The sequence below is a fragment of the Microbispora sp. H10885 genome, assembly GCF_014161415.1.
Lineage (GTDB): Bacteria > Actinomycetota > Actinomycetes > Streptosporangiales > Streptosporangiaceae > Microbispora > Microbispora triticiradicis.
In genome coordinates this window covers 538,612-560,619 of sequence record NZ_JABBWY010000005.1, presented here as the reverse complement: position 1 = coordinate 560,619, position 22,008 = coordinate 538,612, and the positions used below count along the sequence as shown (strand labels likewise).

Here is a 22,008-nt window from a genome sequence, read left to right as displayed (position 1 = left end):
GGGCAGGGGTCTTAGGGTGAGGCTCATGGGTGAAGGTGAATTCGTCAGGATCGAGACGTCCGGGCACGTCGCCACGATCCGGCTCGACCGGCCGAAGATGAACGCGCTGAACCGGCAGGTCCAGGAGGAGATCGCGGCGGCCGCGCGGCTCGTGGACGCCGATCCGGACGCGCACGCGGTCGTCCTGTACGGCGGTGAGCGCGTCTTCGCCGCCGGGGCCGACGTCAAGGAGATGGCGGTCATGTCCTACGCCGAGATGGCCGTGCACTCGCGTGCGCTGCAGGACTGCTTCACCGCCGTCGCCCGGATCGGCAAGCCCGTCATCGCGGCGATCACCGGCTACGCCCTGGGCGGCGGCTGCGAACTCGCGCTGTGCGCGGACCTCCGGGTGGCGGGCGAGAGCGCGAAGCTGGGCCAGCCGGAGATCAACCTGGGGATCATCCCGGGCGCGGGGGGCACCCAGCGCCTGCCCCGGCTCGTCGGCCCGGCCAGGGCGAAGGACCTGATCTTCACCGGGCGGCACGTGTCCGCCGCGGAGGCGCTCGCCATCGGCCTGGTGGACCGGGTGGTCCCCGACGAGGAGGTCTATCCGGCGGCGCTCGAACTCGCCGCGACGTTCGCCGGGGGACCGGCCGCCGCGATCCGGGCGGCCAAACTGGCCGTCGACCACGGCCTGGAGACCGACCTGGACACCGGCCTGGAGATCGAGCGGCTCCAGTTCTCCGGGCTGTTCGCCACCGAGGACGCCCGGGAGGGGATGACGGCCTTCGCCGAGAAACGCCGTCCCACCTTCACCGGCCGCTGAGACCGCCTCCGGAGTTGAGCCGAGATCGCTCCAAAATGCCGCTATCGTGGCGGTTCATGATGCGGTTGCGAGTCCTGACCCCGTCGCGGTTGCGCCGGGCGCTGCTGTCCCGGCTCGATTCGCGGTACGTCACCAAACCCGACCACCGGCAGGACCTCAAGGACGCCCTGTGGGAGGTGCAGATGCTCCGCCGGGAGGTCGTGGCGCTGCGCGACGAGATCGACCGGCTGCGGCGGGGGAACGCGGCGCCGGCCAGGGCGGCCGCCGACCCGAAGGCGGCCGAGGCGCACCGCCTCGCGACCGAGACCGCCGAGGCGGTCGACACGCTGCTGCAGAACGAGATGCGCATCTGGCAGGCGATCGACGACCTGTCGGCGCGCGTGGGCGACTCCGGGCGCGTGGGGTAGCCGGTCATGCGGGTGACATGGACGCGTGACGAGGGCGTGTGGCGGCTGGTCTTCCTGCTCGACCCCGAGGACGAGACCACGGGGGCCTGCACCGACGGCACCCCGGTCGAACTGCGGACGAACTCCTGTCACGTCCACACGGGAGCCGGTGGCGGGTCCCCCCACCCCGACCTGCTCGCGCTGTCCGCCTGGACGGTCGTCGCCCCGTGGACCCGCCGCCGGGTGACCTTCGACCGGCCGATCTCCCCGGGACTCGCCGAGGCGCTGCGTACGGGATGGGGGGTGGACGCCGGGCCGGTGGGAGAGGACGCCAGGAGCGGCGCCCGCCTGGCCATCTCCTACAGCGGTGGCGCCGACTCGATGGCCGTGGCCGCGATGTTCCCCGACGCGCCTTTCGTCCACTTCCAGCGGGTGAGCCACCCGCGCGTGCCGAACCGGTGGACGCACTACCGCGCCGAGGTGCTCGCGGATCTCGCCCGGCGCTCCGGCCGGGAGCTCCACATCGTCCCGTCGGACCTGGAGTTCCTGCTCAGCCGCCCCCGGCCCGGCTACCCGGAGCACCACGCCGTCACCGTGGGGGTGCTGCTCCTCGCCGACGACCTGGATCTGGGCGGCGTCGCCCTGGGCTACGAGATGGGGTCGCGATGGCTCGACAGCGGCCGGCAGGCCGACCGCTTCGCATCGGACAACCCCATGTGGGCGACGCACGGGCCGTGGGGCCGGTTGTACGCCGCCGCCGGGGTTCCGCTGGTGCTCCCGGTGGGCGGGGTGAGCGAGCCCGTGACCATGCGCATGGCGCTGGGCTCCGACCTCGCGCATCTGGTGCGCTGGTGTCTGCGTGGTGACATGTCAGGACCATGCCAGAAGTGCGGCAAGTGCCTGCGTAAGGAGCTGATCCTCGCCGCCGTCGAGGGCCGCCCGCTCAAGACGACACTCACCGCCGCGTCGGTCCCCGCCCGCGTCTGGCAGCAGCCGCCGCCGTACCCTGGCCAGGAGACGATCGAGTACGGCTGCGCGCGGGTGCCGGGCATCGAGACCACGCCGTTCGCCACGGCGGCGGAGCATCTCCGGGCGACGGTGGAGTCCACCCGCTGGATGGACCGCTGCTATCCCCCCGCGATCGACGAGACGCCGGAGCCCTGGCGCGGGGAGATCGGCGCCTACATGCGGGAGCACATCGGGCTCATGACCGCGGACGAGCAGCGCCAGGTGGAGGCATGGACGGCGGTATGAAGATCTACCTCTCGGTGGACATGGAGGGGGTCACCGGCCTCACCGACCCCGAGGAGATGCACCACGGCGGCCGGGGCTACGAGCGCGGCTGTGAGCTGATGACGGGGGACGCCAACGCGGTCGTCCAGGGCGCCTTCGACGCCGGCGCCGCGTCCGTGCTGGTGAACGACGCGCACGGGTCCACCAAGAACCTCAGGATCGACCTGCTGGACGAGCGGGCCACCCTCATCAGGGGGCCGGGCAAGCCGCACCGCATGGGGCAGGGCCTCGTCGCCGGCATGGACGCCGCCTGCCTCGCCGGCTACCACGCCCGCGCGGGGGTGGCGCACGGTGTGCTCAACCACACCTGGATGGGCAAGGAGATCCAGAACGTCTACCTGAACGGCGAGATCTGCGGCGAGACCCGGCTGGTCGCCGGGTTCGCGGGGTCGATGGGCGTGCCGGTCGCGCTCGTCGCCGGCGACGAGGCGGTCTGCGAGGAGGCGCGGGAACTGCTCGGCGACGTCGAGACCGTCGCGGTGAAGAAGGGCGTGGACAGGTTCTCCGCCGAGCTGCTGCCCCCGGCCGTCGCCTGGCGGCGGATCCGCGAGGGCACGGCGCGGGCGCTCGGCCGGCTGGCCGACTTCCGGCCCTACGTGGTCGAGCCGCCGTACACCCTGGGCGTGGAGTGGAACTCCACCGCCATCGCGGCGGCCTGCGCGATCATCCCCGGCGTGCGGCTCGTGGACCCCCGGCACACCGAGTTCGGCACCGGCGACTACCACGAGATCATGGCCCTGTTCGGGCTCTTCTCCATGATCGGCGGGCAGGTCGCCTGCGGCAGCGGCCGGTACGGCTGACCCCCGGCACAAGGCACCCGAAACCCCACCTGCACCTGCGCGCGGTCAAGGAGGACCGAATGCCACTCGACTGGGTTCCCGTCTCCGAGCGGCCGGATCTGCTCGCCGATCCGGTGGCCAAGGCCGTCGCCTCGCTCGGCGTGCCGCCGCGCGTCGCCGAGATCGACCCCGGCCTCTCCGACACCGCGGCCTTCTGCGAGCGGTACGGCGTGGCGATGGAGGACTCGGCCAACTGCGTCGTCGTGAGCGCCAGGCGCGGCGGGGAGACGAGGTACGCGGCCGTCATGGTGCTCGCCACGATGCGGGCGGACGTCAACGGGGTCGTACGCCGTCACCTGGACGCCAGGAAGGCGTCCTTCGCCCCACAGGCGGAGGCCGTCGAACTGACCGGCATGGAGTACGGCGGCATCACCCCGATCGGGCTGCCCGACGGCTGGCCGGTGCTCGTTGACGAAAACGTGACCCGGCGGCCGTTCGTCGTGATCGGCAGCGGCGTTCGCCGCTCCAAGCTGGCGCTTTCCGGCGAGGCGCTGGTCGCGGCGACCCGGGGCGAGGTCCTCGCGCTCACCATGTGATCGCCCGCCCGGAAACCGTTCGCGTCCTTTCTCCGTTGTGCTGAGCGGAGATGTGGCGCGATGGTTCACTCATGGGCGTTCTTTTAGTCGGTATGGTGCTAAGGCGATGAATCAAGACGACCGACTCGGCCCGTACCGGCTGCTCCGGCGGCTCGGTGAGGGTGGCATGGGGGTGGTCCACCTCGCCCTGGACCCGCAGGGCCGGCAGGTGGCGGTCAAGGTCCTGCGCCCGGAGGTGGCGGGGGACGACGTGGCGCGCAGGCGGCTGTCGCGCGAGGTCGAGACCATGCGCAGGGTGCGCGGACGGCACATCGCGGAGGTCGTCGACGCCGACGTCACCGGCCGCCGGCCGTACATCGTCACGCGCTACGTGCCGGGACGGGCGCTGGACGAGATCGTCAAGAAGGACGGCCCGCTGCCGCTCGACGGTGTGCTCAAGATCGCCATGGGGGTGGCCGAGGCGCTCGCCGCCGTCCACGCCGCGGGGGTCATCCACCGCGACCTGAAGCCCGGCAACGTGCTGATGCTGGACGGCCAGCCGGTCCTTATCGACTTCGGCATCGCCCAGGCGGTGGACGCCACCCGGCTCACCCAGACCGGGATGTTCATCGGCACGCCCGGCTACCTCGCCCCGGAGATCATCGAGGGTCACGAGGCCGGGCCGCAGGTCGACGTGCACGCCTGGGCCGGCACCGTGCTGTACGCCGCGACCGGCCAGCCGCCGTTCGGCAAGGGCACGTTGGAGATGATCTTCTTCAACATCACCTCCGGCCGGGCCAACGTGGACGCCGCTCCGGCGCCGATCCAGCCGGTGCTGCGCGCCGCGTTCAACCGCGATCCGGCCAGACGGCCGACGTCGGCCGAGCTGGTGCGGCAGGTCGGCCGGTTGATGCCGCAGGGCGCGGGGGGCAGGCCGCGGGTGCCCGACGAGATCATGACGGTGCCCAACGTCGACGACACCGGCAGCCAGCGGATGCCCGACTTCGGCGGCCGGCCGCCGGTGCGGCCACAGGCGACCGGGCCGGCGGTGACGCCTCCGGTCGCGCCCGTGGCGACGCCTCCGGTCACGCCGTCCCGCCCCGCCGATCGGGCTGAGGAGTTCGTCTCCCTGCTGCGGGACACGCCCGTGGCGGGTCAGGGCGGCGACCCCTTCCCGACCGTGCGGGTCACCGGGGAGGACCTGCGGAAGGCGGGCCTCGGGGCGCCGGCGGAGGGCGACATCCCCACCCGGATGCCCCCGCACCGCCCCGGCCCGCACCCCGGCACAGGTCCTGGCACAGGTCCTGGCACAGGAGCCGGCGCGGGCCGGTCGGCCACGGGGCCCGACGAGTGGCCCACGCCGATGCTGCGGCCGGAGGGGGACGTCCCCACGCGGCGGGTCACCTCCGAGGAGGTGCGCCAGGCGGTCACCGGGGGGACGGCCCTGCCGCACGACCCGGCGCCGCCACGCCAGGCCCCGCGCGAGGCGGGCTCGCCCGGGCCGGGGCACCGGGACGTCGCGGCCCGCGACCAGGCCCTCTTCGGGCACGCGCCCGAGATCTACGAGCAGACGCCGCACATCCACCAGCACTATCCGCCCCAGCAGAACCCCAACCAGCAGAACGCCCACCAGCAGAATCCGGTGGCGTACATGCCGACGGTCCGGGTGCCGCCGCCGACCGTGCCGCCGTTCCCGCCCGGCGGGCTGCTCCAGCGTTCCAGGGCGTACGGCGTGGCGAGCGCGCTGCTGCTCGTCGTGATGACGAGCCTCGCGGTCGTCGCGCCGATGCTGGTCTGCCTGGTGGCCGTGCCGGTCGCGGTGCTGCTCCGCGCCGCCGACCTCGACCAGGCGCATCTGAACACGCGCCGCGCGGCGGGCGCCGCGGCCACGGACGTGCTGCGGGTGCTGGGCCGGCCGGCGGCGCTCGTCAGGTCCGCCGCGATCACGCTGGCGCTCGTGCCGTACGCGCTGGTCCTGGGGCTGGCCGTGACGCTGGCGCTCACCGTGCTCGTTGGGTCGGCGCCCCTGCTCGCCGCGCTGAGCTGGGGTGTCGCGGTGGCGCTGTGGACGTTGTGCGCCGGGCCGGGGGTGACCGGCCCGAGCCGGCAAATGCGGCGGACCCTCGCCTCACTCGCCCCCGGCGACGGCGCGGCGCAGGGGCTCGCCTGGGGGATCGGCGCGGTCGCGGTGCTCACGGCGGCGATCGCGCTCGCCGCCCTCCTGGGTAAACAAACAGCAGGGCACTTCTGGGGCCCTATCGACGTTCTGTCAGTACTTGATCGGCTCAGGGACCTGCGGAACCAGGCGGGGTATGGGTGACGGGGGACGAGATGTCGGCTACTGAGGCTCCCGAGAGGATCGGCCCCTACCGGCTGCTGCGGCAGCTCGGCGAGGGCGGCATGGGGGTGGTCCACCTCGGCCTGGACGCGGAGGGGCGCGAGGTCGCGGTCAAGGTCCTGCACCCGCACGTCGCCTCCGATCTCAAGGCCCGCGACCGGCTGACCCGCGAGGTCGAGACCATGCGGCGGGTGCGCAGCAGGCGCGTCGCCGAGGTCCTCGACGCCGACCTGACCGGCGCCGCGCCGTACATCGTCACGCGGTACGCCCCCGGGCGGACCCTGGAGCAGACCGTGCTGGAGGACGGCCCGCTCCGGGGCGACGCCGTGGTCCGGCTCGCCCGCGGCCTGTGCGAGGCCCTGGTCGCCATCCACGCGGCCGACGTGATCCACCGCGACCTCAAGCCGGCCAACGTCATGCTGGTGGACGGCGAACCGCTGGTCATCGACTTCGGCATCGCCCATCTCGTCAACGCGACGCGGCTCACCCAGACCGGGATGTTCGTCGGCACGCCCGGCTACCTCGCCCCCGAGATCATCCGGGACACCCAGATCACCCAGGCGGCCGACGTGCACGCGCTGGCGGCCACGGTGTTCTTCGGCGTCACCGGCAAGCCGCCGTTCGGCTCGGGCACGTTCGAGTCGGTCTGCTACAACATCCTCGAGGGCAAGGCCCAGGTGGATCTCGCGCCGGTCTGGCTGCGCGGCTGGCTCCGCCTCGCGCTGGCGTCCGACGCCGCGTCGCGTCCCACCGCCGCGTCGCTGCTGCGGCTCACCCGGTCGCTCGACCCCACGGTCACCGTGTTGCGGGAGACGCCGCAGGACGGCGGGACGAGGGTCCTCGACGGCACCCGTCTGCTCGACGAGACGACGGCCCCCGGCAGCGGCCAGGGCAACGGCAGCGGCAACGGAGGCCGGACCAGCATGCTGCCGTCGGACGACGACAGCTACTCCGACCTGCTGCCGCCGGTGAACTACGTGGCGCCGGAGCGGCCCTACCGGGAGCCCCGGGCGCCGAAGCAGCGCCGCCCGGTGTCCGCGCCGCCTCCGGCGCACCCGCAGGCCCCGCCGTACGGCCAGGGGGGCCCGCCCCCGCCGCCGTACCAGCCGGCGGTCTTCCAGCCGCACACCGACCAGCGGGTGGCGGGCTATCCCGAGCCGCAGGTCGCGCGGCCGCCGGCCCCGGAACCGGCCGCGCCCTACCCGCCGGAGCCCCCGCGGGCTCCCTACCGCGCGCGGCATCCGGTGCTCGCGGCCCTGCTGCTGGCCACGCTCGTGGCGCTGGCCTGCCTGCTGCCGGTGGTGGTGAGCCTGCTCGCCGCCGTGGCGGCGCTGTGCCTGAGGGTGGGGCAGTACCTGCTCGGCGACCTCGCCGACCGCCGGGCCGCGCGGGGCAGCAGCGGCGCCGACCCGCTCCTCGCGGTGCTCGGCACGCCGTGGGCGCTGATCAGGGCCGGTCTGGCCACGGTGGTACAGGTGCCGCTGGCCGTGATGTTCGCCATGTGCTGCTGGGGCGGTTTCCACTACCTGGGCGGAGTGCGTCCCGACCCCGCCGCGGCCTACGCGGCCGGCGCCTTCGTCGCCGGCCTGTTCCTCCTGCCCGGCGGCAAGGCCCCGCGCAGGGCCGTGGCCCGTACGCTCACCGCGGTGATCCGCAGCCCGGGCGCGGGCATGATCGTCACGATCGTGGTCGGCATGGTCGCGCTGTTCGCGGTCATGACGGCGCTGTCCGCGGACGCCTCCTGGGTCCCCTGGCGGCCGCCGTCGGTGGCGATCGACAAAATCGTCGGGGATCTCCAACGGAAGGGTGAGGACACCGTCGTCAACCTGATCGGCGGCGTCGTGGGCGACATCATGGACCGCATCGGCCTGGGCTTCCTGACCTTCTGGACCTGATCCCCGCCCCGACGAGCGAAGCGGGAGACGCAATGGGCACGACGGAAGAGATCGGTCCTTATCGCTTGATCTCCACGCTCGGGTCGGGAGGGTTCGGGGAGGTCCATCTCGCGCTCGACGCCGACGGGCGCACGGTCGCCGTCAAGATCCTGCATCCCCACGTCGCCTCCGACGCGTTCGCGATCACCCGTCTGGCGCGCGAGGTGGAGACCATGCGCCGGGTGCGCGGGCGGCACGTCGCCGAGGTGCTCGACGCCTCGCTGTCGGGGGAGCGGCCCTACATCGTCACCCGGTACGTGCAGGGCAGGCCGCTCAGCACGGTGGTGGCGAAGGACGGGCCGGTCACCGGCGCGGCCCTGCTGCGGCTGGCGCTGGGGCTGGCGGAGGCGCTGGAGTCGATCCACGCGGCCGGGGTCGTCCACCGCGATCTCAAGCCGGCCAATGTGATCGTCTCCGACGGCGAGCCGTACGTGATCGACTTCGGCATCGCCTGCGCGCTGGAGTCGGCGTCGGTGACCGCGTCGGGCGCGGTGGTGGGGACGCCCGGCTATCTGGCTCCGGAGGTGCTGGAGGGCCGGGACGCCGGACCGGAGGCCGACGTGTTCGCCTGGGGGGCGACGGTGGCCTTCGCCGCGTCCGGGCGGCAGCCGTACGGGACGGGGCCCGCGGCGGCCGTCGCCTATCGGGTGGTGCACCGGGAGCCCGACCTGTCGGGCGTGCCGTCGTGGCTCGTCCCGCTGGTGGAGCGGTGCCTGAGCGGCGATCCGGCGGCCCGTCCGGAGACGGCCGGGCTGGCCGGCCGCCTGAACGAGGCCGCGCCGATGCCGGACGGCTTCGAGGCCTCGCGGCGGGCCCTCTCCGAGGCGTCCACCCGCGAGTGGCGGCCGGGTGATCGGCGGCCCGACCGGAGTGCGAAGCGGGCGGAGGTGGACGACCCGCGGGCCGCGCGCCGGGAGAAGCTGCACCGCCGCTGGGTCGTGGGCTCCGCGGTGGTCGTGGGCCTGTTCGCCGCCGCCGCGCGGGCGAACCTCCCGGAGGTGTCGCTTCTCCTGCTGGTCCTCTACGGCATCGCCCTGGTGGCCGACGCGGGGTTCGTGCTGCTGGCACGGTCGCGGCGGCGCAGGCTCGTGGTGGACGCCGCCGGCGGTGCGGGCGCCGTCGGGGTCTGGGCGCTGCTCAGCACGCTGTTCAGCACCACGACGCTGCTCATGGCCGTCGGCACCGTGGTGTTCATCCTCGTCATGCTCGTGTTCGCGAGCTGAACCCCGCTGCCGCCCTTCCCGTCCCCGGCTGAGGGCTCGGGCGGCCGCTAACGCCCGGCAAACGATGCGCTGACGTCACCTCTGCCATCCTCTGCGCGGAGGGGAGGAGACGCGGTGGAGCGGTGGGACGAGGAACTGGCGGACCTGGGCGGGCGCGTACGGCACTGGCCCGCCGGTGCGGTGCTGTTCCGCGAGGGCGATGGGGCGGACCAGGTGCTGGTGCTGCGGTCGGGCAGGGTGAAGGTCACCTGCTCGACCATGGCCGGGACCGAGGTCCTGCTGTGGATCCTCGGGCCGGGAGAACTGCTGGGGGAGTTGTCGGCGCTGGGAGAACGGGAGCGGCCCGTCTCGGCCGCCGCGCTCGAACCGGTGACGGTGCTGTCCCTGCCCGCGTTGTCGTTCGCCGCCCACCTGCGGGCCCGCCCCCATGTCATGAGCTCCCTGGTACGCCTGCTCGGCCGGAGATTACGCGAGACCGAGGAGAAGCTGGTCGAGTTCCACTCGGTCGACACGCTCGGCCGGGTGACCAGACGGCTGGTGGAGCTCGCCGACCGGTACGGCGCGCGGTGCCCCGCCGGGTTGAGGATCACCCTGCCGCTCTCGCAGGAGGAACTGGCGGGCTGGACCGGCTCGTCCCGGATCGCGACGGCGAAGGCACTGCGCGTGCTTCGCGATCACGGCTGGATCGAGACCGGCCGCCGGGAGATCGTCATCCGGAACGTCGACGCCCTGCGGCGCCGCTCAGGACACCGCCTCCCGGTGCGACCACCGGTGTTCAGCGACGCCGGATGACCGGCGCGGTGCCCAGGCGGGCGTGGATCCGGGCGGCCTCCTCCGTCTCGCCCAGGACTTCGAGCGACCTGGCCTCGTCGAAGGCGATGCCCAGACGGCGAGCGGCCGCCAGAGCGCGCCCGGCGGCCAGCCGGGCCCTCGGCCGCCGTCCGGTCACCTCGTGCGTCAGCGCCGTCGCCCAGCCCATGCGGGCCGCCGCCGACGGGGTACGGCGAGCCAGCCGGGACATGTGGCGCGCCACCTCACGCACGGCCGGGTCGTCCGCCTCCAGCGCCCACAGCACCTCGGCCAGCCCCGCCCACGCCTCCAGGGTGCCCCTGAGCGGCATGTCCGGCCGGTCCGCCGTACGCAGCGCGTCGTCCAGCGCCAGGCGGGCGGCGGGCACGTCGTCGCCGAGCAGGTGGAACCGGGCCCGTGCCACGCCGAGCCGCAGCCGCTGGATCGCCGGGATCTTGGCGCCGGCCCGGGCGAAGTGGTCCTCGCCGAGCACCGGCAACGCCAGTGTCGCCTCCTCGGCGGCCTTCAGGACCGCGCTCACGTCTGCGGGGTCGCCATCGACGAGCCGCAGCAGCGCCTCCGCCTGCCCGGTCAGCCCCCAGTAACCGGACACGGTCTCGCCCATCCGCGTAACCGACGTCTCGGCCACCGCCGCCATCAGCTGCGCGGCGGCCGCGTAGCACCCTCGCTGGATCTCCAGATCGGCGAGGAGCCCGAGGCAGTGCTCCGCGAGCCGGGGATCGGCGGGGTGCCGGCGGGCCAGCGTGAGGACCCGGTGCGCGGCGGCGAACCGCCCTTCCGCGATGAGCCGCAGCCCGCGCGCGAGACGGGCACGGGAGACCGCCACCGGGTCCGGCACCGTGGCGATCTGCTCGTCGGCGAGGCGGCCGTAGCGCCGGGCCACCGCCTCGGACCCGGCGAGGGCGGCCACGACGGCGACGTTCGCATACGCCTCGCCGCGTTCGACCGGGCCGCCCGCCCGCTCCGCCGCGTCGAGGTGGCGCACCACGCTGAGCAGCATCGTGCCCTGCTCCTGCCGGTGATAGCCGAGTTCGGCGAGGACGGACAGGGTGCGCGCGGCCTCGGCGGCGAGTTCGCGCGCCGGCCCCGTCCGGGCGCGTCCGCTGAGGGGAGTAGTGCGGCGGATCACCTGGCGCGCCAGCCCCCCGGCCACCGCACTCGCCTTCTCGGCCCAGGTCGACGGCAGCGGCCGGTCCGCGATCGCCAGCGCCCTCCTGAAGGCCGTCAGGCTCTCCGCGCCGCGCTCGAACTGGAAGTGCGCCAACCCCGCCAGCCGGTGCCACCGTGCCGACGCCGCCCGGTCCTCCGGCCGTACGGCCGCGATCATGTCGTGGGCCACGGACAGCGCTTCGGCGTAGCAGTGCCTGCGCAGGCACAGCGTCCAGTAGCTCTCCGCGAAGGCCGCCCGGTCCTGATCGGCCGGCCCGTGGACCACGTGCCGCCAGGCCTGCCGGACGTCGTCGATCTCCGGCTCGATCTCGCCGAGCACGGCCGTGTCGGCGTAATCGCGAAGCCGACCCGCCCGGTCTTGGAGAAACCGGGCGTACCAGGCGGCGTGGCGAGCCCGGGGTGACTCGTCGGCGAGGTGTGCGACCGCGTACTGCCGCACGAGCTCGTGGACGCGGTGTCGGCCGTCGTGGTCGCGGCGCACCAGTGAGTGATCGATGAGCCTCGCGACGACCACGGCGGTGGTGCCCGCGACCTCGATCCCGGCGGGAAGCGTGAAACCGCCGGCGAACACCGAGACGGCGGCCAGCGCCCGCTGCTCGACGGCGGTGAGGAGGCGCCAGGAGGTGTCGAAGACCTGCTTCATGCTCGCGTGCCGGGTGGTCGCCGCCGGTTGCGGATGCACCAGAAGGTCCGCCGGAGCATGCGCGGCGCGGGCCGCGGGACCGCCCGGGTGGAGATGCTCCGCGATCTCCTCGCAGGTCATCGCCCGGGTCAGCGCCGCGGCCAGCTCGACGGCGAGAGGCAGCCCGCCGACCGCCCGGCAGACACGGTCGAGCGCGTGTGTGTCGGGGGCGATGTCCGGCACCAGGGCTCTGGCGCGTTCCAGCAGCAGCGCCCGCGCCGAGGCGCCGCACAGCGCGGGCACCTCGTGGACGTGCTCGGCGCAGATTCCCATCCTGCGCCGGGAGGTCGCCAGGATCCGTACAGCGGGCGCGGCCGACAGGATCGCCCCGGCCAGCGGCGCCACGCTGGGCAGGTGCTCCAGGTTGTCCAGCACCAGGATCAGGTCGCGGTGACGTACGGCGGCGAGCAGCAGATCGCGGGCGGGCCGCGTTGGGGTCAGGTCGACGCCGACGGCCTCCGCCAGCGTCGTCGCGACCACGTCCACCTCGCCGGCCATCCCGCTGACGGCCGCCACCGCGGTGATGTCGTACGGCTGCGCCGTGGTGTCCTGCGGCCTCACCGACGCGAACGAGACGAACAGCACTTCCTCGTCGAGCCGTTCGGCGACGGCGACGGCGAGCCTCGTCTTGCCCACGCCGCCCGGTCCGGTCAGCGTGAGCAACCGCACCTCCCGGTCGCGCAGCTTCGCGCGGACGTTCTCGATCTCGGCCTCGCGGCCGATCAACCGGGTCAGCGGCCGGGGCAGCCGCCGTGTGGCCGTACCACCCCGCGGACCCTCGCGGAGCGGCGCGGCGGCCTGCGCACCGCGAGCCGGTGAGTGAGCGGACGGCCCGCCGAGCGCGATCCGTTGCCGGAGCGCCTGGGTGCGGGGATCGGGTGCGACGCCGAGTTCGCGGTCCAGGCTCCGGCGGCACGCCTCGTACTGCGTCAGGGCGCCCGCCCGGTTGCCCGTGGCCGACATGACCTCGATGATCAGCCGGTGGGCGCTCTCGTCCAGCCCGTCGACGGCGAGGACCCGGCGCGCCAGCCGTACGGCGCCGTCGCAGTCGCCCCGGTTCCAGGCCGCCCGTGCCCGCTCGCCGAGCGCCTGCGCCGCGGCGTGCCCGGCCTGCCGCCGGCGTCCGGCGACCCAGTCGTCGAAGGCGGGGGCGTCCGCGACCACGAGGTCGTCCAGGAAGCCGCCGTGGTAGTCCGCGGGCACCGAACCGTTCTCGACCAGGTCCGCCCAGTCCAGCGAGTACGGACGGCCGCGGTCGAAGGCGACGTGGGTCCGGTCGACGAGAAGGTGGCTCCCGGCGGCCCGGCGCAGTTCCATCAGGGCGAGCCGGAGGCTTCCGCGTGCGTTCGCCTCCGCGCGATCACCCCACAGCAGCCCGGCGAGGGCCGGTCTCGTCTGCGGTGTGCCCTCCACCGCCAGGTAGAACAGCACGGCCTTCGCCTTCGCCGATCGCACGGGCACGGCGGAGCCGTCCCCGGCTGTCAGAGACGAGGTTTTGAGCACGCGCACCTGCAACTCGTCCATCCGCGACCCCCGTCGGCGTGACCCCGTGCGAGTGGCCCGATGGTATATGCGTTTCAAGGTCACTTATAGGCATTAATGCCGATAAATGCGTCTACTCCGGGTCGCGGCGAACGGCGGGCGCCGGAATTCTCTCCGGCGCCCGCCAAGGTGGTCGGTGCTGACGACGCGTCAGGACGTGACTTCGTACAGGAGCGTGTACTTCGCGTGATTGCGGAAGTCGAATGTCGCGACGTGGACGTTGCCGTCGGCCTGGGCCGAGGTGACCTGGGCGCTGCCGAGGAAGTCGTCCTGGCCGTTGTCCACCTCGAACAGCTCCATCGTGGCCGTGCCCGTGAAGGTGGCCGACCTCCCGGTCAGGATCGCCGTGTCGCCCTTCTTCATGCTGCCGGGCCCGAACTTGCTGACCCCGTCGATGAACAGCTCCGGCTCGTCCTTGTCGACGTCCTGCTTCTTGTTGCACGTCAGGGAGATCAGCTCGATCGTGTACGTCGTCATGGCCGTCGCGCCCGTCGCGGCCGACGCCGATGCGGCCGGCAGCAGCGTCGTCCCCGCCAGCGCCGCCACGGCGAGCGGCGCCGCCGCCCATCGGAGAATTCTGTTCATCGCCCTTCCTTTCCCCCCTTGGGCTCATGCCCGGGTGCCTTTTCGGAACAGCACTCAGTTCACCCGGAGAAGTCGGCGAAGTCTGTTTCGTCCTATACAGAGCGATGATGTATTTCGCTACAGTCCGCCGGTCGGGTACGGTCTCCGGCGGCGCCGCGCAGTGCTGGGGACGCGGTTCCCCCGAGATGCGGGGACAGCGCGCGGAGGAACTCGGGGGCGCGCCCACCGCCGTGCCTTCCGCTCGCGGGCCCGCACCCGAGGTCCCGGCGACAGGGACCTCCCCGGGGGCTTCTGGAACATAGTTCGGTAGGGTGGGGTGGGCGTGACCGGGTTCTGGGAATTCCTCGACCGAAGGACGCGGCCGTAAAGACCTGGAGGTTTGCACCTAAGCTACCGATGGGTAACATTGTGCGTGGGGGACCAGGGACATGCTCGACACCCGGGCCACCTGCGCAACCGCGCCCGCGAGCACCTGGCAGTCTTGCAGCACGTGCGCGTACCCCGCGCCACGTACCGAAACCGCGGCGTCAGCCGTACGGAAAGGGGAGGTCGGCCACCGGCCATGAACATCGTCGTCTGCGTGAAGCAGGTCCCCGACACGGCGACCGAGCGCAAGCTGAGGTCCGATGACAAGACGCTCGACCGCGACGCCGCCGACGGCGTCGTCAACGAGCTCGACGAGTACGCGGTCGAGGAGGCGCTGCGGCTCAAGGAGGCCCACGGCGGTGAGGTCACCGTCCTGAGCATGGGCCCGGCCAAGACCACCGAGACCATCCGCAAGGCCCTGGCGATGGGCGCGGACAAGGCGGTCCACCTGCACGACGACGCGCTGCACGGCTCGGACGCCCTGGGCACCTCCTACGCCGTCTCCCAGGCGTTGAAGAAGATCGGCTTCGACCTGGTCATCCTGGGCTCGGAGTCGACCGACGCCCGCACCGGGATGCTCGCCGCGATGCTGGCCGAGCGGCTCGGCGCCCCCCAGCTCACCCTGGCGAGCAAGGTCGAGGTCGAGGGCACCGCCATCCGGGTCGAGCGGATCACCGACTACGGCTACGACAAGGTCGAGGCCTCGCTGCCGGCCGTCGTGTCCGTCGTGGAGAAGATCAACGAGCCGAGGTACCCGTCGTTCAAGGGGATCATGGCCGCCAAGAAGAAGCCGGTCGAGACGCTCGGCATCGCCGACGCGGACATCGCGGCCGACCAGGTGGGCCTCGCCAACTCCTGGAGCGAGGTCGTCGACTTCGCCGCCGCCCCACCCCGGGCCGCGGGCACCGTGATCAAGGACGAGGGTGACGGCGGCGCCAGGGCCGCCGAGTTCCTCGCGTCGAAGAAGTTCATCTGAGGGGCTGCGAGATGAGTGAGATCCTGGTTCTCGTCGACCACGTCGACGGCGACGTCAAGAAGGTCACCTTCGAGCTGCTGACCCTGGCCCGGTCGCTGGGCACACCGGCCGCGGTGTGGGCCGGCCCCGGCTACTCGGACAGCGCGAAGGCCAGGCTCGCCGAGTACGGCGCGGAGAAGATCTACGTGGCGGCGGCCGACGAGATCGGCGACTACGTGGCGGCGCCCAAGGCCGAGGTGCTCGCGCACCTGGTGGCCGAGCGCTCCCCGGCCGCGGTCTTCCTCGCGGCCACCGGTGAGGGCAAGGAGGTCGCGGGCCGGCTCGCGATCAAGACGGACTCCGGTGTGATCGCCGACGCCGTGGGCGTCGGCGAGGGCTTCGTCGCCGAGCAGTCGATCTTCGGTGGCGGCGTCAACGTCCACAGCCGGGTGACCAGGGGCATTCCGATCATCACCGTCCGGCCGAACAGTACCGCTCCCGTCGCGGCGGCCGGGGCCGGCGCCGAGGAGAAGGTGGAGGTCGCCCTGTCGGACGCCGCCCGCGCCGCGCGGATCGTGGAGCGGGTCGTGCAGGAGAAGGGCGGCCGGCCCGAACTGACCGAGGCCGCGATCGTGGTCTCCGGCGGCCGGGGCGTGGGCTCGGGCGAGAACTTCGCGATCATCGAGAAGCTCGCCGACTCCCTCGGCGCGGCGGTCGGCGCCTCGCGCGCCGCGACCGACGCCGGGTGGTACCCGCACCAGTTCCAGGTCGGCCAGACCGGCAAGACGGTGTCGCCGCAGCTCTACATCGCGGCCGGCATCTCCGGCGCGATCCAGCACCGGGCCGGCATGCAGACCTCGAAGACGATCGTGGTGATCAACAAGGACGCCGAGGCGCCGCTCTTCGAAGTCGCCGACTACGGCGTGGTGGGCGACCTGTTCCAGATCGTCCCGCAGCTCACCGAGGAGATCGAGAAGCGCAAGTAGCACCCGGACCGGAAGCGGCGCCGCGCGGCCGACGCGGCGCCGCTTCCGGCGTTCATGAGGTTGTATGGGGGTAGTGGGGCGATCTCGCTTGAAATCACCGCCATCCCTGGCAATTTGTCTTATACATACGTATGATACAGACAGTTGACCAGATTCGAGGGGATGGTTCGGATGGCAAGCGCGATCAAGATGCTCATACGCGGTTCGGCCGGCACGGCGGTGATCGCCGCGACGGTGGCCGCGCTCGGAAAACTGCGCACCACGCACCTCATCACGGTCACGCGGCAGACCACGGCCGAGCCGGAGCACATCTGGCCCCTCTGGGAGGACGTTCCCGCGCGCGTCCGCTGGGACGACGGGCTGGACTGGATCCGCCTCGACGAGGGGCCGTTCGCCCTCGGCGCCACCGGTCACGTCAAGCTGAAGGGCCAGTCGGCCGTCCGCTTCGAGATCATCGAGTGCGACCCCATGCGCAGGTACACCGACCGGTTCTTCCTGCCCGGTGGCACCTTCATGGACTGGGAGCACACCATCGAGGACCGCGGCGACGGCACGCGCGAGGTGACCTTCAAGGTCGTCGTGAAGGGACCGACCGCGCTCGTGCTGACCCCCATCATGAAGAAGATCCTGGGCGGCGCGCTGCCCGAGACCGTGGACCGGCTCGTCACCCTCGCCGAGGAGACCGCCAAGGCCGGCCGGGGGTGACCGGACGTCCCCGGCCGGCTCCCCGGCCGGTTCCCGGGCCGGGCGTAGGTGCGGGTGTCAGGCGGCCAGCGGCAGGTGGGGCTCCTCGCCGCCGTCCCGGGCGGACGCCCGCAGCGGGACGATCTCCGTACGGGACGCGGGCAGCAGCCGTCCCGCCGCGGCGATGACGACGCCGAGGACGACGGCCACGCCCATGGCCAGCCGCAGCGACGCCGCGGCGGACAGGAAGCCGATCACGACCGGCCCGAGCAGCAGTCCCGCGTAGCCCATGGCGCTCGCCTGCGCGATCGCGGGGCCCGGCTCGGCCGTCGCGGTGCCCGCGAGCGACAGCGCCATCGGTGAGATCGTCGCCACCGCGAGCCCGACGAAGAACAGCCCGGCCACGGCCGCCGCCGTCACCGGCGCGGCGATGACGGCGAGGAACGCCAGGGCCGTGGCCCCGCCGGAGAGGGCGATGAGCGCGCGGGCGCCGAGGTGTCCACGCAGCCGGTCGCCGCCGAGCCGCGCGACCAGCATGCCGGCCTCGAACACCGGGTAGCCGAGCGCGGCGACCGCCTCTGAGGCGTGCAGCGTGCCGAGCAGGTAGAGCCCGTTCCAGTCGGCGACGACGCCCTCGACCATGAAAGCGGCGAAGGTGATCGCACCGAGCAGGTAGACGACCCCCGGCAGCCTCCGCCGGGCCCGGCCGCTCTCCCGTGCGGCGCCCGACTCCGGCGCGCGGTCGGCCAGGTGGGTACGGCTGAGGGCCAGCGCGGCGGGCGCCGAGATCAGGGCCACCAGGAGGATGTGGGTGGTGAGGGACAGGCCCAGCGCGATGGCGGCCGTGCCCAGCAGGCCCGCCGAGATCGCGCCGACGCACCAGCCCGCGTGCATGCCGATCATGATCGGCCGGCCGTACGCGCGCTCGACCAGGGAGCCCTGCGCGTTCATGCCGACATCGACCGCGCCGAACGCCATGCCGAACAGCGCGGTGGCGGCGACCAGGGCGGGGAAAGTCGGCGCGAGCGCGACGAGGACCAGTGATGCCGCGCACAGGGGAACGGCCGCGCGCAGGACGCCGCGGCTCCCGGCTCTGCCCAGCACGACGCGCATGATCTGCATCGTCAGCAGCGCGCCGACTCCCCAGCCGAGCAGGGCGAGGCCGACCGACGACTCCGGCAGGCGGAGCCGGTCGGCCAGCGCGGGGAGGCGCACGGTGAACGTTCCGCACATCAGGCCGGCCAGGACGAAGGTGAGGACTGCCCCGTGACGGGCCTTCCTCAAAGCGCGGGTCATCACAGCTTCCTTTCCATGTGTGTCAAGTGGGTTTCCGAACCCGGAGAAGTGGGCAGACAGCAGCAGGTCGCCCTTTCACGGCATCAGCCGGAAGGAAGGGCGACCACCAGGCGCGCGTGCGGCTCGGTGTAGTGGGCACGGTCCGCGCCGGTGCGGCGCGTCATGGATTCCGCGCGGGCGCGGACGAGTCACCTCCGCGCGGGCGCGGACGGGTCACGCGGGCGAGTTGCGCGGACGGGTTGCGGACAGGTTGCACAGAGAAGTTGCACAGAGCGCCGCGACGGCGCCTGCTGAGCAGGGCCCTATAACAGGGCGAGCAGCCTGGCGCGGACGGCGGCGAAGTCGATGATCGCCGCACAGTGGGTGGCGACCTCCCAGACGCCCTCGCAGGCCAGCCGTACGATCTGGGACGCCGGCGGGTCGGGCTCGTCGTCCAGGCCCTGACGCATCCAGCGGGCCATCGCCTCGCGCAGCGGCGCGAGCAGCGCGGGATCACCGGCGGCGCCCGTGACCACCGCCCAGCGCCGGAGCCGGCCGGTCTCCACCGCCTCGAACGTCGCGGCGAGGTAGGACCGCGTGTAGGTGCTCTCCCCCTGGGCCTCGATCAGCGCGTCGAAGTCGGCGATCAGGCGCTCGATCATCCCTCTGACGAGCGCCTCCTTGCTGGCGAAGTGGTAGAGGAGGCCGCCCTTGCTGACGCCGGCGCTCTCGGCCACCGCCGCCAGGGTCAGGGCCTGGGCGCCCTGGTCCTGCAGCAGGGCCTCGGCCGCGTCGAGCAACTCGTCTCGCCTCATGCCACCCTCCTCATGCCGCCTACTGTACCGTCTGGACGGTTAACTCGCGACACCGTTCCGGTGTTCCCCTTCTCCCCGGATACGCTTGGTGCGCACGAAAAGCCGTACAGGGGAGGGGTCATGGGATCTGCGTACTTGGACCATGCCTCGACCACCCCGATGCGGCCCGAGGCGATCGAGGCGATGACGGCCCAGCTCGGCCAGGTGGGCAATCCCTCCTCCCTGCACGCGGCGGGCCGCCGCGCCCGCCGGGTCGTCGAGGAGTCGCGCGAGACGATCGCCGGCGCGCTCGGCGCCCGGCCCAGCGAGGTCGTGTTCACGGCCGGCGGCACCGAGGCCGACAACCTCGCCATCAAGGGCCTGTTCTGGGCGAGGAAGCGGCCGAGGATCCTGGTCAGCGCGATCGAGCACCACGCCGCCCTCGACCCCGCCCACTGGCTGGGCGACAACCATGACGCCCGGGTCGAGTTACTCCCGGTCGACGAGCAGGGCCGGGTCCACCCCGAGACGCTGCGCGAGGCCATCGCCCGCGACCCGGACGACGTCGCGCTGGTGAGCGTGATGTGGGCCAACAACGAGGTGGGAACCGTTCAGCCGGTGCGCGTGCTGGCCGCCATCGCGCACGAGCACGGCATCCCGTTCCACACCGACGCGGTGCAGGCGGTCGGCCAGCTTCCGGTCTCGTTCGCCGACTCGGGCGTGGACGCCATGACCGTCTCCGGCCACAAGGTCGGCGGGCCCGTGGGCGTGGGGGCGCTGCTGCTGGCGCGCGGCGTCGATCCCGTCCCCGTCCTGCACGGCGGCGGGCAGGAACGCGACATCCGCTCCGGCACGCTCGACGCCCCGGCCATCGCCGGGTTCGCCGCGGCCGTCGAGACCGCCGTCGCGCGGCAGCCCGCGACCGCGGAGCGCCTGTCGGCGCTCCGCGACGACCTCGTCGAGCGCGTACGGCGGGCCGTCCCCGACGTCGTGCTGAACGGCGACCCGGCGGACCGGCTGCCGGCCAACGCCCACTTCTCGTTCCCCGGCTGCGAGGGCGACGCCCTGCTCATGCTGCTCGACGCCAAGGGCGTGGAGTGCTCCACCGGCTCGGCCTGCTCGGCCGGGGTGGCCCAGCCGTCCCACGTGCTGCTGGCGATGGGTCAGGACGGCGTGCGCGCCCGTGGCTCGCTGCGCTTCTCGCTCGGTCACACGTCCACCGAGGAGGACGTCGACCGGGTCACCGAGGTCATCGGACAGGTCGTGGAGCGCGCCCGCCGCGCCGGCCTGTCGTAGCGCGACATCGCCGTATACCTCCGCCGTACGCCGCTATCGGGCGGTCCGGCGCAGCAGCGCCCGTTGCAGGCGGAGGACCATCCGCGTGCGCCGTGACGAGCGCAGCCGCCGCAGCCGGTCCCGGAGCCGGTCACCCAGCTCGACCAGCAGCTCCTCGTCCGCGAAGCGCTCGATCTCGGGGAACATCTCCCGTTCCTCGTCCAGGTGGGCGTGCGACTCCAGCGCGTCGTGCATCACCCCCAGCTCCCGGTCGAACCGCCCGGTCCGCGGGTCGGCGCGGACCAGCGCCGCGAGCTGGTCGCTGAGCTGGCGGTGCTCGGACCAGGCGGCCGCGATGCCCGGGGTGACGTCCCGCATCGCGGGATAGAAGATCTCCTCCTCGATGACCTCGTGCATCCGCAGCTCGTCGAACAGCTCGTCGGCGAGCGCGCGCCGCCGTCCTGGCTCGGAGCGCGGCGTCGCCAGCAGGCGCCGCATGAGCCCGCGCAGCACCTCGTGGTGCTCCACGAGCACCCGCGTGGCCTTCTCGCGCTCCGGCGCCTCCCGCACCTCGGTGAGCACCTCGGGCCGCCTTCTCATGGCCGCACCTCCTGCTGGTGGACCAGGGCGCTTCCGGGCGGCGCGGTGACCACCGTGGGCGCCCGGCGCACCTCGATCCACCCGTCGCGTACGCGGGTCTGGAAGCACGGCGCGGGCGTGACGGCCGGGCCGTTCAGGCTCTCTCCGCTGTGCAGCTCGAACGCCGAGCCGTGCCAGGGACAGGTGATGGAGCCGTCGCGGAGCCAGCCCTGGGACAGCGGGCCGCCCAGGTGCGGGCAGGCGTCCTCCAGGGCGTGGACGCGGCCGTCCGAGCGGACCAGGACGACCTCCACGCCATCCGCCCGCGCCCGGTGCGGCCTGCCGTCCGTCAGCTCGCGCTCGGCCAGCACCCGGGTGAAACGGCGTGGTTCGAGCCGCCGGTCCGTCTGGTCGACCCCGATCCGGTGGTTGTAGGTGAGCGCCCCGCCGAGGTAGCCGCTGACCATGATCACCGGATAGCCGAGCAGGGCGGCGAGCCGCCCGCGCAGATGGCGGCCCCGGCCCCGCTGCCACCACGACCAGCCGTACAGGCCGAGGGCGAGCGCGTTGAGCGTGCCGTGAACCAGTCCGACCCGCCGGGCGTTGTCGTGGGTGTGCTGCCAGTCGTGCAGGCCGGTCACGGCCGCGGCCAGCGCTCCGGCGAGGCCGACTCCCACGGCCGTCCGCGCGGCCCGCCTGCGCCCGGTGAGGTCCAGGACCAGCGCCGTCGTCCACGAGCCGATCGGGACGTCGGTGAGCAGCGGATGAAGGGGGTGTCCCAGCCATACGCCGTGCAGGAGGCCGCGGGCGCGGCCCCTGGTGACCCCGAGGAGGTTCTCCGTGAACGCGAGACCCTGTTCGAGCCGATGGCCCGGCCGGTCGAGTCGGCCTTCGCCCTCGATCGCGTCCATCATCCGGTGCAGTGCGCGGTGCGCCATGTCCGACCCCAATCCCATCGGATCGGCCCCGCAG

Annotated in this window: 19 protein-coding genes; 13 read left to right on the top strand and 6 right to left on the bottom strand. The window is 73.1% G+C overall.

The features are described from left to right. Nucleotides 1–25: 25 nt before the first annotated feature. From HHX37_RS16665 to HHX37_RS16625, 9 genes are all read left to right on the top strand, one after another. A complete protein-coding gene (locus HHX37_RS16665; protein WP_182885952.1) occupies nucleotides 26–805 on the top strand; it encodes an enoyl-CoA hydratase/isomerase family protein in 780 nt (259 codons plus the stop codon). Nucleotides 806–861: 56 nt separating this feature from the next. Next, nucleotides 862–1,212: a hypothetical protein gene (locus HHX37_RS16660; protein ID WP_111698846.1), complete on the top strand. Its 351-nt coding sequence runs from the start codon at nucleotides 862–864 to the stop codon at nucleotides 1,210–1,212. Nucleotides 1,213–1,218: 6 nt separating this feature from the next. Beyond that, the gene (locus HHX37_RS16655; RefSeq protein ID WP_182885951.1) at nucleotides 1,219–2,445 is read left to right on the top strand and encodes a DUF6395 domain-containing protein; all 1,227 of its coding nucleotides are present in this window, start codon (nucleotides 1,219–1,221) and stop codon (nucleotides 2,443–2,445) included. Then, nucleotides 2,430–3,284, top strand: a complete 855-nt coding sequence (locus HHX37_RS16650) for a M55 family metallopeptidase (protein WP_259406478.1) — start codon at nucleotides 2,430–2,432, stop codon at nucleotides 3,282–3,284. Before HHX37_RS16655 ends, HHX37_RS16650 begins: the two co-directional genes overlap by 16 nt. A gap of 59 nt (nucleotides 3,285–3,343) precedes the next feature. After that, the gene (locus tag HHX37_RS16645; RefSeq protein WP_111698842.1) at nucleotides 3,344–3,859 is read left to right on the top strand and encodes a YbaK/EbsC family protein; all 516 of its coding nucleotides are present in this window, start codon (nucleotides 3,344–3,346) and stop codon (nucleotides 3,857–3,859) included. A 106-nt stretch (nucleotides 3,860–3,965) separates the two neighbouring features. Next, a complete protein-coding gene (locus HHX37_RS36755; protein WP_259406477.1) occupies nucleotides 3,966–6,158 on the top strand; it encodes a serine/threonine-protein kinase in 2,193 nt (730 codons plus the stop codon). Nucleotides 6,159–6,169: 11 nt separating this feature from the next. Continuing rightward, nucleotides 6,170–8,071, top strand: a complete 1,902-nt coding sequence (locus HHX37_RS16635; RefSeq protein WP_182885950.1) for a serine/threonine-protein kinase — start codon at nucleotides 6,170–6,172, stop codon at nucleotides 8,069–8,071. A gap of 32 nt (nucleotides 8,072–8,103) precedes the next feature. Continuing rightward, entirely contained in the window at nucleotides 8,104–9,333 is a 1,230-nt protein-coding gene (locus HHX37_RS16630; protein WP_182881342.1) for a serine/threonine-protein kinase, read from the top strand. A 114-nt stretch (nucleotides 9,334–9,447) separates the two neighbouring features. Beyond that, nucleotides 9,448–10,125: a Crp/Fnr family transcriptional regulator gene (locus HHX37_RS16625; protein ID WP_310740403.1), complete on the top strand. Its 678-nt coding sequence runs from the start codon at nucleotides 9,448–9,450 to the stop codon at nucleotides 10,123–10,125. Here HHX37_RS16625 and HHX37_RS16620 read toward each other — a convergent pair. Both HHX37_RS16620 and HHX37_RS16615 read right to left on the bottom strand, forming a co-directional pair. Next, nucleotides 10,109–13,519, bottom strand: a complete 3,411-nt coding sequence (locus HHX37_RS16620; protein ID WP_182885949.1) for an ATP-binding protein — start codon at nucleotides 13,517–13,519, stop codon at nucleotides 10,109–10,111. The genes HHX37_RS16625 and HHX37_RS16620 overlap by 17 nt on opposite strands. Before the next feature lie 168 nt (nucleotides 13,520–13,687). After that, nucleotides 13,688–14,122 (bottom strand): hypothetical protein, encoded by a 435-nt coding sequence (locus HHX37_RS16615; protein WP_182885948.1) that lies wholly within the window; start codon nucleotides 14,120–14,122, stop codon nucleotides 13,688–13,690. Between the two features lie 562 nt (nucleotides 14,123–14,684). On the opposite strand from HHX37_RS16615, the gene HHX37_RS16610 reads away from it, so the two are divergent. The 3 genes from HHX37_RS16610 to HHX37_RS16600 all read left to right on the top strand — a co-directional run bounded on the left by HHX37_RS16610 (nucleotide 14,685) and on the right by HHX37_RS16600 (nucleotide 17,134). After that, nucleotides 14,685–15,464, top strand: coding sequence for an electron transfer flavoprotein subunit beta/FixA family protein (locus tag HHX37_RS16610; RefSeq protein ID WP_111698838.1), 780 nt, complete (start codon nucleotides 14,685–14,687; stop codon nucleotides 15,462–15,464). An 11-nt stretch (nucleotides 15,465–15,475) separates the two neighbouring features. After that, a complete protein-coding gene (locus HHX37_RS16605; protein ID WP_182881345.1) occupies nucleotides 15,476–16,429 on the top strand; it encodes an electron transfer flavoprotein subunit alpha/FixB family protein in 954 nt (317 codons plus the stop codon). 171 nt (nucleotides 16,430–16,600) lie between these two features. Further along, nucleotides 16,601–17,134, top strand: a complete 534-nt coding sequence (locus HHX37_RS16600; RefSeq protein WP_182875346.1) for an SRPBCC family protein — start codon at nucleotides 16,601–16,603, stop codon at nucleotides 17,132–17,134. Nucleotides 17,135–17,191: 57 nt separating this feature from the next. Here the strand turns inward: HHX37_RS16600 and HHX37_RS16595 are convergent, their stop codons facing one another. Beyond that, complete coding sequence (locus tag HHX37_RS16595) at nucleotides 17,192–18,409, bottom strand: MFS transporter (protein WP_182885947.1); 1,218 nt, start codon at nucleotides 18,407–18,409, stop codon at nucleotides 17,192–17,194. A gap of 302 nt (nucleotides 18,410–18,711) precedes the next feature. Further along, on the bottom strand, nucleotides 18,712–19,203 hold the full coding sequence (locus tag HHX37_RS16590) for a TetR/AcrR family transcriptional regulator (RefSeq protein ID WP_182885946.1): 492 nt from the start codon (nucleotides 19,201–19,203) through the stop codon (nucleotides 18,712–18,714). 120 nt (nucleotides 19,204–19,323) lie between these two features. Between HHX37_RS16590 and HHX37_RS16585 the strand changes: the two genes are divergently transcribed. Continuing rightward, a complete protein-coding gene (locus HHX37_RS16585) occupies nucleotides 19,324–20,478 on the top strand; it encodes a cysteine desulfurase family protein (protein ID WP_138463153.1) in 1,155 nt (384 codons plus the stop codon). A 33-nt stretch (nucleotides 20,479–20,511) separates the two neighbouring features. On the opposite strand, the gene HHX37_RS16580 is transcribed toward HHX37_RS16585, so the two are convergent. Both HHX37_RS16580 and HHX37_RS16575 read right to left on the bottom strand, forming a co-directional pair. Next, nucleotides 20,512–21,057 (bottom strand): hemerythrin domain-containing protein, encoded by a 546-nt coding sequence (locus HHX37_RS16580; RefSeq protein WP_182885945.1) that lies wholly within the window; start codon nucleotides 21,055–21,057, stop codon nucleotides 20,512–20,514. Further along, nucleotides 21,054–21,974, bottom strand: coding sequence for a non-heme iron oxygenase ferredoxin subunit (locus tag HHX37_RS16575; RefSeq protein WP_220502896.1), 921 nt, complete (start codon nucleotides 21,972–21,974; stop codon nucleotides 21,054–21,056). The genes HHX37_RS16580 and HHX37_RS16575 overlap by 4 nt, the downstream gene beginning before the upstream one ends. Nucleotides 21,975–22,008: the final 34 nt, after the last annotated feature.